General features: G+C 71.0%; 12 protein-coding genes and 1 tRNA gene. 4 read left to right on the forward strand and 9 right to left on the reverse strand.

Annotated features, from left to right (window positions below; all coding sequences use genetic code 11):
• Nucleotides 1–110 precede the first annotated feature (110 nt).
• A complete protein-coding gene (locus G9272_RS20935) occupies nucleotides 111–1610 on the forward strand; it encodes an MFS transporter (RefSeq protein WP_171398015.1) in 1500 nt (499 codons plus the stop codon).
• A gap of 47 nt (nucleotides 1611–1657) precedes the next feature.
• Here the strand turns inward: G9272_RS20935 and G9272_RS20940 are convergent, their stop codons facing one another.
• From G9272_RS20940 to G9272_RS20950, 3 genes are all read right to left on the reverse strand, one after another.
• Nucleotides 1658–3076 carry an NAD(P)/FAD-dependent oxidoreductase gene (locus tag G9272_RS20940; protein WP_171398016.1) on the reverse strand — a complete coding sequence of 473 codons (1419 nt, stop codon included), beginning with the start codon at nucleotides 3074–3076 and terminating at the stop codon, nucleotides 1658–1660.
• A gap of 9 nt (nucleotides 3077–3085) precedes the next feature.
• Complete coding sequence (locus G9272_RS20945; RefSeq protein ID WP_216377888.1) at nucleotides 3086–3712, reverse strand: rhomboid-like protein; 627 nt, start codon at nucleotides 3710–3712, stop codon at nucleotides 3086–3088.
• 119 nt (nucleotides 3713–3831) lie between these two features.
• Nucleotides 3832–3905, reverse strand: a tRNA-Thr gene (locus G9272_RS20950).
• A 273-nt stretch (nucleotides 3906–4178) separates the two neighbouring features.
• Here G9272_RS20950 and G9272_RS20955 point away from each other — a divergent pair.
• The 3 genes from G9272_RS20955 to G9272_RS20965 all read left to right on the forward strand — a co-directional run bounded on the left by G9272_RS20955 (nucleotide 4179) and on the right by G9272_RS20965 (nucleotide 6783).
• Entirely contained in the window at nucleotides 4179–5267 is a 1089-nt protein-coding gene (locus tag G9272_RS20955; RefSeq protein ID WP_171398017.1) for an ABC transporter ATP-binding protein, read from the forward strand.
• Between the two features lie 210 nt (nucleotides 5268–5477).
• Entirely contained in the window at nucleotides 5478–5948 is a 471-nt protein-coding gene (locus G9272_RS20960) for a hypothetical protein (RefSeq protein WP_171398018.1), read from the forward strand.
• A gap of 103 nt (nucleotides 5949–6051) precedes the next feature.
• The gene (locus G9272_RS20965; RefSeq protein WP_171398019.1) at nucleotides 6052–6783 is read left to right on the forward strand and encodes a nucleotidyltransferase family protein; all 732 of its coding nucleotides are present in this window, start codon (nucleotides 6052–6054) and stop codon (nucleotides 6781–6783) included.
• 174 nt (nucleotides 6784–6957) lie between these two features.
• Here G9272_RS20965 and G9272_RS20970 read toward each other — a convergent pair whose 3' ends face one another.
• The 6 genes from G9272_RS20970 to G9272_RS20995 form a co-directional block, all read right to left on the reverse strand.
• Nucleotides 6958–8625 carry a DoxX family membrane protein gene (locus G9272_RS20970; RefSeq protein WP_171398020.1) on the reverse strand — a complete coding sequence of 556 codons (1668 nt, stop codon included), beginning with the start codon at nucleotides 8623–8625 and terminating at the stop codon, nucleotides 6958–6960.
• Between the two features lie 128 nt (nucleotides 8626–8753).
• Nucleotides 8754–9695 (reverse strand): 23S rRNA (guanosine(2251)-2'-O)-methyltransferase RlmB, encoded by a 942-nt coding sequence (rlmB, locus tag G9272_RS20975; protein ID WP_171398021.1) that lies wholly within the window; start codon nucleotides 9693–9695, stop codon nucleotides 8754–8756.
• Between the two features lie 102 nt (nucleotides 9696–9797).
• Nucleotides 9798–11198, reverse strand: a complete 1401-nt coding sequence (gene cysS / locus G9272_RS20980) for a cysteine--tRNA ligase (protein WP_171398022.1) — start codon at nucleotides 11196–11198, stop codon at nucleotides 9798–9800.
• 106 nt (nucleotides 11199–11304) lie between these two features.
• Nucleotides 11305–11802: a 2-C-methyl-D-erythritol 2,4-cyclodiphosphate synthase gene (gene ispF / locus G9272_RS20985; protein ID WP_171398023.1), complete on the reverse strand. Its 498-nt coding sequence runs from the start codon at nucleotides 11800–11802 to the stop codon at nucleotides 11305–11307.
• The gene (gene ispD / locus G9272_RS20990; protein WP_171398024.1) at nucleotides 11792–12544 is read right to left on the reverse strand and encodes a 2-C-methyl-D-erythritol 4-phosphate cytidylyltransferase; all 753 of its coding nucleotides are present in this window, start codon (nucleotides 12542–12544) and stop codon (nucleotides 11792–11794) included. The genes ispF and ispD overlap by 11 nt, the downstream gene beginning before the upstream one ends.
• A 358-nt stretch (nucleotides 12545–12902) precedes the next feature.
• Nucleotides 12903–13385 (reverse strand): CarD family transcriptional regulator, encoded by a 483-nt coding sequence (locus G9272_RS20995; protein WP_003953493.1) that lies wholly within the window; start codon nucleotides 13383–13385, stop codon nucleotides 12903–12905.
• Nucleotides 13386–13618 lie beyond the last annotated feature (233 nt).

Raw genomic sequence — 13618 nt, forward strand, 5'->3', positions numbered from 1 at the left:
GCAACCACTTCAGCAACCGGTTCAGCAACCACTTCAGCAACCACTTCAGCAACCGGTTCAGCAACCGGTTCAGGGATGCGATACACACCGATTCATGGTGTTCTGTCGGAATGAGTGTCACCCGAACAGGTGAATCCTCCGCCGACACCGAACCGGATCCCCGCCGCTGGTGGGGCCTGGTGATCATCGCCCTCGCCCAGCTCATGGTCGTCCTGGACGCCACGATCGTGAACATCGCGCTTCCCTCCGCACAGCAGGATTTGGGTATCTCCGACGGCGACCGCCAGTGGGTGATCACCGCCTACACCCTGGCCTTCGGTGGCCTGCTGCTGCTCGGCGGCCGCATCGCCGACCTGGTGGGCCGCAAACGCACGTTCGTCATCGGGCTGATCGGCTTCGCCGTCGCCTCCGCGCTCGGCGGGGCGGCCACCGGCTCGGGCATGCTGTTCGGCGCCCGCGCCCTCCAGGGCGTCTTCGCCGCCCTGCTCGCCCCTTCCGCGCTCAGCCTCCTGACGACGACGTTCACCGACCCCAGGGAACGCGGCAAGGCCTTCGGCATCTACGGCGCCCTCGCCGGCAGCGGCGCCGCGATCGGCTTCATCGTCGGCGGCCTGCTCACCGAGTACCTCAGCTGGCGTTGGTGCCTGTACGTCAACGTGCCCATCGCCGTCGTCGCCGTGCTCGGCGCCCTCGCGCTGCTCCACGACCGCCCCGGCCACGCGGGCGCCCGCCTCGACGTGCCCGGCGCCGTGCTGGGCTGCGGCGGCCTGGTCGCGATCGTCTACGGATTCAGCGAGGCCGAGCCGCGCGGCTGGACCGACCCCCTGGTGCTGGGGCTCTTCGCGGGCGGGATCGCCCTGCTCACGGTGTTCGTGTGGTGGCAGACGAAGGCGCGGGTGCCGCTGCTGCCCCTGCACATCATCAAGGACCGCAACCGCGCGGGCTGCTTCCTGACCATGGGCCTCGCCGTCATCGGGATGTTCGGCCTGTTCCTGTTCATGACCTACTACCTCCAGGTCATCCTCGGCTACTCCCCCCTGCGGACAGGCCTCGCCTTCCTCCCGCTCACCCTGGCGATCATCACCGGCTCCACCCAGATCTCCGCCCGGCTGATGAACCGCGTGCCGCCGCGCATGCTGATGGTCCCCGGCATGCTCCTCGCCTCGGGCGGCATGGTGATCCTGACCCGGATGACGGTGGACTCCTCCTACGCCGGCGAGATCCTGCCCGCCCTGCTCCTGATGGGCCTCGGCATGGGCCTGACCTTCATGCCGGTCTTCTCCACGGCCACCGCCGGGGTCGCCCCGCACGACGCCGGCGTCACCTCCGCCACCGTCAACACCTCACAGCAGGTGGGCGGCTCCATCGGCACCGCGCTGCTCAACACGATCGCCACCACCAGCAGCACCGCCTACATCTCGGCCCATCTGACCGGCCCCGCGCGCCGGGCCCAGGTCGCGGCGGAGGGCACCGTGCACGGCTACACGGTGGCCATCTGGTGGGCCGCCGGGATCATGCTGCTGGCCGGCCTGGTGGCGGGCCTGATGGTCACCACCGGGCCCCCGAGGCACGCGCCGACGGAGACAGCCGTACCGGAGTCGGTGGGCTGACCGCCCCTGTGGGGCAGGCCGGTTCCGGCGGTGGTTCCGGCGGTGCGTCAGTGGCGTCCCGCCACCCGGTCCGCGAGCCGCGCCAGCCGTGAGGACCCCGCCGCGTGGCGCTCCGTCTCCCGCCGGTCCGCCGCCCGGTAGGTCGCGTACATGCCCCGCACCCCCAGCCAGCGCAGCGGCTCCGGCTCCCACCTGCGCACCTTGTGGCCGACCCAGGGCAGGTCGGTGAGGTCGGTGCGGCCCTCCTGGCCGGAGTCGAGCCGCACCAGGTCCCGCAGGGTCCGCGCGGCCAGGTTCGCGGTGGCGACGCCGGAGCCGACGTAACCGCCCGCCCAGCCGATGCCCGTGGCCCGGTCCAGCGTCACCGTCGCGCACCAGTCGCGCGGCACGCCCAGCACCCCGGACCAGGCGTGTTCGACCCGCACCCCGGCCAGCGCCGGGAAGAACCCGACCAGGATCTCGCGCAGCGCCCCGGCGGTCTCGAGCTGTGTGCGTCCGTCGTTGTCCGTCCGCGAGCCGAAGCGGTAGGGCACTCCGCGCCCGCCGAGCGCGATCCGGCCGTCCGCCGTGCGCTGGGCGTACATGTAGGCGTGCGCCATGTCGCCGAGCGCCTCCCGCCCCGACCAGCCGACCGCCGCCCACTGCTCGTCGGTGAGCGGCTCGGTGGCGATCATCGAGGAGTTCATGGGCAGCCAGGTCCGCCGCTCGCCCTTCAACGCGGCCGTGAACCCCTCGGTGCAGCGCAGCACGTACGGCGCCCGCACGGTCCCGTACGGCGTCACCGCCCGCCCCGGGTGGATCTCCGTCACCGGGGTCGACTCACGGACCTCCACCCCCAGCGCCTCCACGGCCGCCGCGAGCCCCTTGACCAGCTTCACCGGGTGCACCCGCGCCCCGTGCGGGGTCCAGCTCGACCCCACGGCGCCCGCGACCCGCACCCGCTCGGCCGTCTCCCGGGCGCCGTACAGCTCACGGTCCCGCTCCCCGTACGACAGCTCGTGCGCGTGGAAGTCCTTCAGCCGCGCCAGTTGCGCGGGGGTCCGGGCCACCTCCAGCACCCCGCCCCGGTGGACACCGGCGTCGAAGCCCTCCTCCGCCACCGCCCGGACGACCTCGTCGACGGTGTCGTTCATCGCCCGCTGGAGCCGTACGGCGGCCTCGTGGCCGTGCAGCTTCGCGTATCTGTCCCGGCCCGCGATGCCGTTGTACAGCCAGCCGCCGTTGCGCCCCGAGGCGCCGTAGCCGCAGAACCTCTGCTCCAGGACGGTGATCCGCAGAGAGGGCGCCGCCTTCTTCAGGTAGTACGCCGTCCACAGCCCCGTGTACCCGCCGCCGACGATCACGACATCGACGGAGGCGTCACCGGCGAGCGGCTCCCGCACCGCCGGAAGGCCGTCGTCCGCGTACCAGAAGGAGATGCCGCCATTGACGACGCCGTCCAAGACACCGCTTGCCGAGCTGCTCATGGCCGGACGTTAACCCGGCGGCACGGGCACTGTCTCCTTCGGATTCCGTTGTCTTTCGCGCCCTCTGACCAGCGGATAACACGCCAGCCCGACGAGGAAGGAGACGAAGTGGCCGAAGTCCGTGAAGGTCGGTCCGACGGTCAGCGGGAAGCCGTAGAAGACGAGCACGGCCGCGAGATACCCGTACCGCCAGGGCGGGCGGATCCGGTACACGAGCACCGCCACCACGCCCGACAGCGCATAACTCACCCCGACGTCGAGGGTGTTGACCGCCGACTGCGGGGCGAGCCCGTCCCGGATCGCCTTCGCCAGCGCCCCCTCGCTGATCAGCGTCGCCAGCACATGCGCGGCCACGCACACCGCCAGCCACCGCGCGGTGCCCAGCCACCGCTCGGCCTGGGCGTGGAAGACGGAATACAGCACCGCGTACGGAAGCCAGTACCCGCCGTCGATCCACATCGCGCTCGCCACCAGCACCCGCACCGGGTGCCGGGACAGCTCATGGATGTTGGTGGACCGCTGCCGCAGGAACTCCTGCTCGGACTCCGGTGACATGTGGTGCAGAGCCACCGTCGTGACGAACAGGACCGCCAGCCACACATAGGTGCCGGGCGCGCCGCGGACGTACGCCCACACCGCCCGCCGGACACCGGAAAGCCCGCAGAGCCGTCTCACCCGGCCCAGTATCGGCGAATCACCGGCCGGGGGCATGGGAAAGCCCAGGTCGCACAAGAGCTGACCTGGGCTTTTCAGAGAGCCCCCTGTCGGATTCGAACCGACGACCTGCTCATTACAAGTGAGCTGCTCTGGCCAGCTGAGCTAAGGAGGCACCGCGCGCCATGACGCACGCGCGAGGGCGGGTCCACTGTACACAGACCGCCTTTCGCCGAGCCACGGACTTCCGCGGTCCGCGCGGCTCCGACCAGCGAACGGCTGTGCCTCACTCGAAAGTTTCCGCGAAGTTCACATGCCTCCGGGTACTGACAGACCGGGAAACGCCAGGTACCGTCCTGACCCAGTTCGCTCATGTGGACTACACCAACCACCTTCCTACAACGGATCGTCCGGCACGTTCCTGCCGGTAGAAGGGGGCCTCAGAGCCATGGCCACTGTTACGTTCGACAAGGCGACCCGGATTTACCCGGGCTCCACGAAGCCCGCCGTCGACGCGCTGGAGATCGACATCGCGGACGGCGAGTTCCTCGTCCTGGTCGGCCCGTCCGGCTGCGGCAAGTCCACCTCGCTCCGCATGCTCGCGGGGCTCGAGGACGTCAACGGCGGTGCGATCCGCATCGGCGACCGCGACGTCACGCACCTGCCGCCCAAGGACCGGGACATCGCCATGGTGTTCCAGAACTACGCCCTCTACCCGCACATGTCGGTCGCCGACAACATGGGCTTCGCGCTCAAGATCGCCGGCGTCAACAAGACGGAGATCCGGCAGAAGGTCGAAGAGGCCGCGAAGATCCTCGACCTCACCGAGTACCTGGACCGCAAGCCGAAGGCCCTCTCGGGTGGTCAGCGCCAGCGTGTCGCGATGGGCCGCGCCATCGTGCGTGAGCCGCAGGTCTTCCTCATGGACGAGCCGCTGTCCAACCTGGACGCCAAGCTCCGCGTCTCGACGCGTACGCAGATCGCCTCGCTCCAGCGCCGCCTCGGCATCACCACCGTCTACGTCACCCACGACCAGGTCGAGGCCCTGACCATGGGCGACCGCGTGGCGGTCCTCAAGGACGGTCTGCTCCAGCAGGTCGACACCCCGCGCAACATGTACGACCGGCCCGCGAACCTCTTCGTGGCCGGCTTCATCGGCTCCCCGGCGATGAACCTCGTCGAGGTGCCGATCGCCGACGGCGGCGTGAAGTTCGGCAACTCGGTGGTCCCGGTCCAGCGCGACGCGCTCGCCGCCGCCACCGACAAGACGGTCACCGTCGGTGTCCGCCCCGAGCACTTCGACGTGGCCGGCGCCGACGCCGACCACGGTCTCGCGGTCGTCGTCAACGTGGTCGAGGAGCTCGGCTCCGACGCCTTCGTCTACGGCACCGCCAAGGTCGGCAGCGAGTCGAAGGACCTCGTGGTCCGCGTCGGCGGCCGTGACGTCCCGGAGAAGGGCAGCACCCTCCACGTCGTCCCGCGCGCGGGCGAGACCCACGTCTTCTCCACGTCGACGGGCGCGCGTCTCTCCGACTGACCCGGTTTGAACCCGGGCGATTCACCCGGGTTGACGAAAACGGCCCCGCAGCCTGCTGCGGGGCCCTTTTCCATGCCCGCGAAAATCCCCGGCACAGCGGACATTTCACCCGAGGTCCGTCAACCCCTTACCCAAAAGGGAGCACGGCTTCATCCCCCGTCCGGGTGACTGAATGTCGCCAAATCATTACTGCACGCTACCCTCTCACGCGTGAAGCACTCCGCGAACCACTCCACCACCCAGCGCACGCGCCGCGGCCAGGGCGGCCCAGCCCGCCGGATCGGCCGCTCGCTCGCCCTCGTCCTGCCCGTCGTCATGGTGCTCTCCGGGACCCTCGCGGTCACCCGGGTCAACTGGTCGGGGAACCCCTCGGATTCGGTGCTCACCGCCTCCGACGTCTCCGCCGCGCAGCAGTCCTCGCACCAGGCCGCCAAGGCCCCGCAGGACGTGCTGCGCGACCAGTTGCTGACCGAGCTCCAGGAGAAGGATCCGGGCGTCGCCCTGACCCACCTCCAGGCCGCCGTGAACGGCAAGCCGTCGCTGGCGAAGCACTGCTCCTCCATCGCCCGCGCCCTGGGCCGGGCCGCCGTCCGCGTGTACGGCGCCTCGCGCGCCCAGTCGTACTCCCGCCCGGTGTGCGACACGGCCTTCGCCTCGGGCGTCCTGGCGGCCCGGGGCTGAGCCACCGGGCCCTCAGGTCGGCCCGTACCGGACCGGGGCGTGCGGTTCCCCTCCCACCGGGGGAGCCGCACGCCCCGAAACAAGCGGCACGTACAGTGCGGGCATGACCGATCCGCACGCCGCGTCCCGCCCCACGCAAGCCGTCATCCTGGCCGGTGGCCAGGGGTCCCGGCTGCGTCCGTACACCGACGACCGGCCCAAGCCGATGGTCGAGATCCCCGGCACGGGGACGCCGATCATCGGCCATCAGCTCGGCTGGCTCGCCGAGGAGGGCGTCACCGACGTCGTCATCTCCTGCGGCCACCTCGCCGAGGTCCTCCAGGACTGGCTGAACTCGGCCGACCTGCCCGTCAAGGTCACCACCGTCGTGGAGACCGAGCCCCTGGGCCGCGGCGGCGGTCTGAAGTACGCGGCCGCCCACCTGCCCCACCCCGACCGGCCCTGGTACGCCACCAACGGCGACATCTGGACCCGCTTCTCGCTGCGCGAGATGGCCGACTTCCACACCGAGCGCGACGCCATAGCGACCCTCGCGCTGGCGCGTCCGCGCATTCCGTGGGGTGCGGTGCAGACCGACGGGTTCGGCCACATCACGGACTTCATCGAGGCGCCGCCCACCACGTACGAGATCAACGCGGGCGTCTACGTCTTCTCCCCCGCGTTCGCCGGGCTGCTCCCCGAGCGCGGGGACCACGAGCGGACGACGTTCCCGCACCTCGCCCGCGAGCGGCGACTGGCCGGGTTCCCGCTCCCGCAGGGGGCGTACTGGCGGGCCATCGACACCGCGAAGGACCTCACGGAGGCGGCGAAGGAACTGGCGGCGCTCAGCCGCTGAGTCGCTCCGCTGGGGGCGCGGTTCAAGCGGTTCGTCGTCGGCTACCGGCCCGGTGGGGGCTGGTCGCGCGGCGGAGCCGCACGTCGAACACGCCCCGCCCCTCAAAAATGCGGAAAGGCCAGGGTGCCGTGTGCTTGTCAGCACACGGCACCCTGGCCTTTCTCCAGTTCCGCGCTACCCGAGCAAGCCGCCCACCAGGCCCGGCTGGCCGGAGGAGGACGAGCCGCCGTCCGAACCGCCGCCGCCGCTCGTCGAACCACCTGAAGTGGCCGAGCCGCCGGAGGAGGGTCCCGAGCTGGTGGCCGGGGCCTGCTCCACCGGGGAGGACTGCTCGGGCGGGGCCTCGCCCGCGGTGCCCTGCGTCTGGCTGGGCGCGCCGGCTTCGCCGCTGCCGGTGGTGCCGGAGTCCTGCGCCTCGGAGGGCTCGCTGTCCGTGCCCGCCGTCGGGGCCGCCGAGGTGGCTCCCTGGGTGGGCGAGCTGGACGCGGCCGGCTTCCGGGAGGCCTTGTGCGTACCGGACTTCTCCGGCAGCGGCGAGCCGGGCAGCTCGTTGCGCGGGGGCTCGCCCGGGCCGGGGACGACCACCCGGTCGGCGTCGCGGACGGCGCCGCCGAGCAGCGAGCCGACGAGCAGGGTGAGCCCGACGGCGATCGCGGTCACCAGGGCGCCACGACGCAGCACGTGACGACGCAGCTCCCACAGGTCGGAGCGCGGGCCGAGCCGACGCCACGCACCGGCGGCGAGCCGGCCGTCCACCGAGTAGACGGGGGCGCCGGCGATGATCAGCGGCGACCAGGCGGCGAGGTAGATGATGTCGGGGGTGTCGTAGACCGGGACGGTCTTCCAGCTGACGGTCACGATGAGCGCGGCCGAGAGTCCGGCGCCGACGACCGCGGCGACCCGCTGCCAGCAGCCCAGGACCGTGAGGACGCCCACGACGACCTGGAGGAAGGCGATGACGAGGCCGGAGCCGACGGGGTGGTGCAGGGCGAACTGACGCAGCGGCTCGGCGACTTCCCACGGGTGGAGGGTGTTGAGCCACTTCACCATGGAGCCGCGCTTGCCGCCGTCGAAGTAGACGGGGTCGCACAGCTTGCCCATGCCGGCGTAGATGGAGATGAAGCCGAGGAAGACGCGCAGCGGAAGCAGGACCACGCCGAGGTTCATCCGGCGGCCCGGGTAATAGGCGTGCCGGGCGGGGTCGTCGCCCTGCCGCCGGGTGCGCGAAGCCGGTTCCGGGTCGGCGTCGGCTTCCCCGAAGTCCTCGAACCGGGCGTCGTCGTAGGCGGGTTCGTCGTAGGCGCTGCCGACGCCGCGCATGTTCGGCAGGATCCGCTGCCGGTCGTCGACGGGCGTCCGCTGGGCGCCGACGATCGGGGTCTCGAGGGTCTGCGCGGCGAGATCGCCGTCGTAACCCCGGTCGCCCATGCCGACGCGGGGGATGACCTGGGTGGCTCCGGCGTCGCCGCCGCGCGGTTCGCCGTGGCCGACGCTGCCTGCCCGCACGGCCTGGAGCAGTCGGTGGGCGCCGGTGTCGTCCGGGGCGGACTTGCCGCTCCAGACGACGGCCCGCCGACGGCCACCGGTGGCGGCGCCCGCTCTGCCCGCCGCCCCGACGGCGGGGATGCGCGCGGTGTCATCGATGGCGCTCACGTGCCGGGCGATCCGCGGGGATTGGTTACGCCGCGCCGACGCGCCCAGCTGCACGCGGAAGCTCGCGTGGCTGACGATGATCTGCGCCGGATCGCTCGGCACCTTCACCATGCTCAGCGCGGGAGCGTCGTCGAATCCCGACGAGCGGTCCCCCGTGGGTGTGCGGGGTGTTCTGGTGTCCACACTCATCTAACCGAGTGACGTGTGTTTAGGACACTGCTTTGACCCGCCGGATCTGTCCGGACTCCGTCAAGGTCGCACTACTCGCCGGGATTAACCCGTCCGAGTGAATTCCCCGCACCCCTACCGGGAGGGCGTCACCCCCGCCGCCGAGCCGCCTCGTACAGCACGATCCCGGCCGCCACACCCGCGTTGAGGGATTCCGCGCCACCCGGCATCGGGATCCGAACCCGGAAGTCGCAGGTCTCGCCGACCAGGCGGGAGAGGCCCTTGCCCTCGCTGCCGACGACGATGACGACCGGGCCGTCCAACGCCTTCAGCGTGCCGACCTCGTGCTCGCCGTCGGCGGCCAGGCCGACGACCGCGATCCCGGCCTTCTTGTAGGCCTCCAGGGCGCGGGTGAGGTTGGTGGCGCGGGCGACCGGGGTACGGGCGGCCGCACCGGCGGACGTCTTCCAGGCGCCGGCCGTCATACCGGCCGCGCGGCGCTCGGGGACGACGACACCGTGACCGCCGAAGGCGGAGACGGAGCGGACGACGGCACCCAGGTTGCGCGGGTCGGTCACGCCGTCGAGGGCGACGATCAGCGGGTCCTCGCCGTGGTCGTAGGCGGCCGACGCCAGGTCCTCGGGGTGCGCGTACTCGTACGGCGGGACCTGGAGGACCAGGCCCTGGTGGTTGAGGCCGTTGGTCATGCGGTCCAGCTCGGGACGCGGGGCCTCCATGAGGTGGATGCCACCGCGCTCGGCGGCGAGCTGGAGCGCCTCGCGCACCCGCTCGTCGTTGTCGATGAACTGCTGCACGTAGAGCATCGTCGCGGGCACGCCCTCGCGCAGCGCCTCGACGACGGAGTTGCGGCCGACGACCATCTCGGACGTGCCCTTGCCGCCACGGCCGCGCTGTGCGGGCCGGCGCACGGCCTGCTTCGCCTTGGCGGTCGCGATGCGGTTCGCCTTGTGCTTCTTGCGCATCTCGGCGGGCGGGGTGGGACCCTTGCCTTCCAGGCCCCGGCGCCGCTGGCCGCCACTGCCGACCTGCGCGCCCTTCTTGCCGGACATGCGGCGGTTGTTGGCTGCCATGAGTCTCTCGTCTCCGTGAGCTTTTCGTACGTACGTCTTATGCAGTGTGCCGCCCGGAAGGCCGGGCGGCACAGTCGATCAAGGACAGGCCCCGGGGCCGCCCTAACGCGGGCCGAGGCTCCAGCGCGGCCCCTGCGGGCCGTCCTCGATGGCCAGGCCGGACTGGGTGAGCTGGTCACGAATGGCGTCCGCGGTCGCCCAGTCCTTGCGCCCGCGGGCCGACTCGCGCTGGTCGAGGACGAGTCGTACGAGGCTGTCGACCACGCCGTGCAGGTCCTCACCCCGGCTCTCCTCGCCGGCCCAGTGGGCGTCGAGCGGGTCCAGACCGAGGACGCCGAGCATGGCACGGACCTCGGCGAGGCGGGCCACGGCGGCTTCCTTGTCGTCGGCGGCGAGGGCCGAGTTCCCCTGCCGGACCGTCGTGTGCACGATGGCGAGCGCCTGCGGGACACCCAGGTCGTCGTCCATCGCCTCGGCGAAGGCGGGCGGCACCTCGGCCGCCGGCTCGACGACTCCCCCGGCCTTCTCGACGACGCGCTGCACGAACCCCTCGATCCGCGCGAACGCCGACTCTGCCTCGCGCAGCGACTCCTCGCTGTACTCGATCATCGAGCGGTAGTGGGGCGTACCGAGGTAGTAGCGCAGCACGATCGGGCGCCACTGCTTCACCATCTCGGAGACGAGGACGCTGTTGCCCAGCGACTTCGACATCTTCTCGCCGCTCATGGTGACCCAGGCGTTGTGCACCCAGTACCGCGCGAACTCGTCGCCGTAGGCCTTGGCCTGGGCGATCTCGTTCTCGTGGTGCGGGAAGATCAGGTCGAGGCCGCCGCCGTGGATGTCGAAGACCGGGCCGAGGTACTTGTGCGCCATCGCCGAGCACTCGAGGTGCCAGCCCGGACGCCCGCGGCCCCAGGGGGTCTCCCAGCTCGGCTCCCCCGGCTTGACGGACTTCCACAGGGCGAAGTCGCGCTGGTCGCGCTTGCCGGTCTCGCCGTCCGCCGAGGGCTGGAGCAGGTTGTCCAGCTCCTGGTTGGACAGCTGGAGGTACTCCGGGAACGAGCGCACGTCGAAGTAGACGTTGCCCTCGGACTCGTAGGCGTGACCGCGCTCGATCAGCCCGCGCATCATCTCGATCATCTCGGGGACGTGCCCGGTGGCGCGGGGTTCGTAGGTCGGCGGCAGGCAACCCAGCGCCTGGTAGCCGTCGTTGAACGCCCGCTCGTTCTCGTACCCGATCGACCACCAGGGGCGGCCCTGGTCGTGCGACTTGGCGATGATCTTGTCGTCGATGTCGGTGACGTTGCGGATGAACGTGACGTCGTAGCCGCGGTGGGCGAACCAGCGGCGCATGATGTCGAAGTTCAGGCCCGAACGGATGTGCCCGATGTGCGGGGCCGCCTGCACGGTGGCACCACAGAGGTAGATCGAGACACAACCCGGCTGGAGCGGGGCGAAGTCACGGATCTGCCGGGCACTGGTGTCGTACAGGCGAATGGTCACCACTCCAGGGTAGTGGGCGCGGAGCGATGCCCCGAGCCCCTTCCACCCAAGGGCCACACATTCGTGACATGCCATGGCATACATCGGCCGGTGCGGGCGGCGCCGGTCAGCCGGTACGTGCCACCAGCGCCGTCGCGATCGCCATCAGGCCCTCGTCGCGTCCCGGGAATCCGAGCCCGTCCGTCGTCGCACCCGACACCGACACCGGCGCGCCCGCCGCCTCGGACAGGATCTTCTGCGCCTCGTCGCGCCGCTTGCCGATCTTGGGGCGGGGCCCGACGACCTGTACGGCGACGTTGCCGATGACGAAGCCGGCCGCGCGGACGATCCGGGCCGCCTCCGTCAGCAGGGTGACGCCCGAGGCGCCGGACCACTCGGGGCGCCCGGTGCCGAAGTGCTGCCCGAGGTCACCGAGGCCGGCCGCGGAGAAGAGCGCGTTGCAGGCGGCGTGCGCGACGACGTCCGCGTCGGAGTGCCCGGCCAGTCCGGGGCCCTCCCCTTCCCACTTCAGGCCCGCGCACCACAGCTCGCGGCCCTCCTCGAAGGCGTGGATGTCGGTGCCGATGCCGACCTGGGGAAGCACGGGCCGCGTCTCAGAAGCCATCGTTGAGCCTCCTGCGGGCCAGGACCGCCTCCGCGAGGACCAGGTCGAGGGGCCGGGTGACCTTGAAGGCCTCCTCGTGACCGGGGACGACCACGACCGTCAGCCCCAGTTGCTCGACCATGCTCGCGTCGTCGGTGACGTTCTCCGTGACCGACTCGTGGGCGCGGACCAGGGTGGCCCGGTCGAAACCCTGCGGGGTCTGCACGGCACGGAGGCGGTCGCGCTCGGGCGTCGCGACGACCGGCTCGGGGTCGCCGGTGGTCACGGCCGGTTCGACCTCCTTGACGGTGTCCGCGAGCGGCAGCGCCGGGACGACGGCGGGGGCGCCCTCACGTACGGCCTCGATCACGGCGTCCACCGTGTCGACGGGGACGAGGGGCCGGGCGGCGTCGTGCACGAGGACGATGTCGTGGCCGGGCGGCAGCGCGTCCAGGCCGAGCTTCACGGACTCCTGACGGGACTCACCGCCGGGCACGACCAGGAAGTCGGTGCGGTCGGGCAGCGCGTGCGCGTCGAGCAGCGACTTCACCTCGGCGGTGCCGTCCGGCGGGGCCACGACGACGACCAGGGAGACGGCGCGGGAGGCGGCGAGGGCGCGCACCGCGTGGATCAGCATGGGCGTGCCGCCCAGCGTGCGGAGCGCCTTGGGGGCGCCCGGACCGAGGCGGACACCCCGCCCGGCGGCCGGAATCACCGCGGCCGTGCGGGCGGGCGCGGGGGAGGGACGCGAATCGTCAGACATCGGTTCCTGTCAGGTTTGTGTTCCGGCCTGGCGTGGGTATGGCCCTGGAAGTGCCGGGCGCGACGCCTTGACCGGACCCTTCCGTGACGTGCCGGTCGAGGCAGCAGCCCGGGCCCGGCACACCAAGTATCGAAGCATCGGTCGCATTATCGGGGGCGGTTCGGGGGCAGTATCGACCGACCACCCCTGTGGGGGTAGGGCGCACGGCGGTTGTCCTGGCGCGAACATGCCGCAGCGCCCGGCGACGGGAAATTCGTCATCGGGCACCGCGGCATTTCAGTGTTCTTCAGTGTGCGTGTTCTTCAGCGTGCCGAGACCGGTCCCGGGCCGGCGTCAGCACGCGAAAAACGCGTCGAGCTCAGGACGCGAGCACCTCGTCGAGCAGGGCTTCGGCCTTGTCCTCGTTGGTGTTCTCCGCGAGAGCGAGCTCGCTCACCAGGATCTGGCGGGCCTTGGCGAGCATGCGCTTCTCACCGGCGGAGAGTCCGCGCTCGCGCTCACGACGCCACAGGTCACGCACGACTTCCGCGACCTTGATGACATCGCCGGAGGCGAGCTTCTCCAGATTTGCCTTGTAACGACGCGACCAGTTCGTGGGCTCCTCGGCGTACGGCGCGCGCAGCACCTCGAAGACCCGGTCCAGCCCGTCCTGACCGACCACATCACGTACGCCGACGAACTCCGCATTGTCCGCTGGCACACGTACCGTCAGGTCACCCTGGGCGACCTTCAGCACCAAGTAGGTCTTGTCCACGCCTTTGATCTGGCGAGTTTCGATGGCCTCGATCAGCGCGGCCCCGTGATGGGGATAGACCACGGTGTCGCCAACCTTGAACGTCATGTGACAGGTACCCCTTCCGTGGCTATCCAGGGTAACACGGAAACTGCGGGTTCTGAATGGCGTTTTCGCAGGTCAGGGCATATCTCGGGGCTTGACAACAGCGACAGGAACGTGCTGCGGAGGGGCGACGGAAGCAGGTATTCGCAGGTCGGAGGTGCTCTCCGAGGGGGGAGAAACGCGCACGTTACACACATCCGAAGCCCCGCCCGAACGGCTGAACGTCCACATATGTC

This window comes from Streptomyces asoensis (genome assembly GCF_013085465.1).
Lineage (GTDB): Bacteria > Actinomycetota > Actinomycetes > Streptomycetales > Streptomycetaceae > Streptomyces > Streptomyces cacaoi_A.

Bases quoted from the DNA above. Each gene is read 5' to 3' on its own strand.
- G9272_RS20935 (WP_171398015.1), top strand. From the start codon at position 111: ATGAGTGTCACCCGAACAGGTGAATCCTCCGCCGACACCGAACCGGAT.
- G9272_RS20940 (WP_171398016.1), bottom strand. From the start codon at position 3,076: ATGAGCAGCTCGGCAAGCGGTGTCTTGGACGGCGTCGTCAATGGCGGC.
- G9272_RS20955 (WP_171398017.1), top strand. From the start codon at position 4,179: ATGGCCACTGTTACGTTCGACAAGGCGACCCGGATTTACCCGGGCTCC.
- G9272_RS20965 (WP_171398019.1), top strand. From the start codon at position 6,052: ATGACCGATCCGCACGCCGCGTCCCGCCCCACGCAAGCCGTCATCCTG.
- G9272_RS20970 (WP_171398020.1), bottom strand. From the start codon at position 8,625: ATGAGTGTGGACACCAGAACACCCCGCACACCCACGGGGGACCGCTCG.
- rlmB (WP_171398021.1), bottom strand. From the start codon at position 9,695: ATGGCAGCCAACAACCGCCGCATGTCCGGCAAGAAGGGCGCGCAGGTC.
- ispF (WP_171398023.1), bottom strand. From the start codon at position 11,802: ATGGCTTCTGAGACGCGGCCCGTGCTTCCCCAGGTCGGCATCGGCACC.
- ispD (WP_171398024.1), bottom strand. From the start codon at position 12,544: ATGTCTGACGATTCGCGTCCCTCCCCCGCGCCCGCCCGCACGGCCGCG.
- G9272_RS20995 (WP_003953493.1), bottom strand. From the start codon at position 13,385: ATGACGTTCAAGGTTGGCGACACCGTGGTCTATCCCCATCACGGGGCC.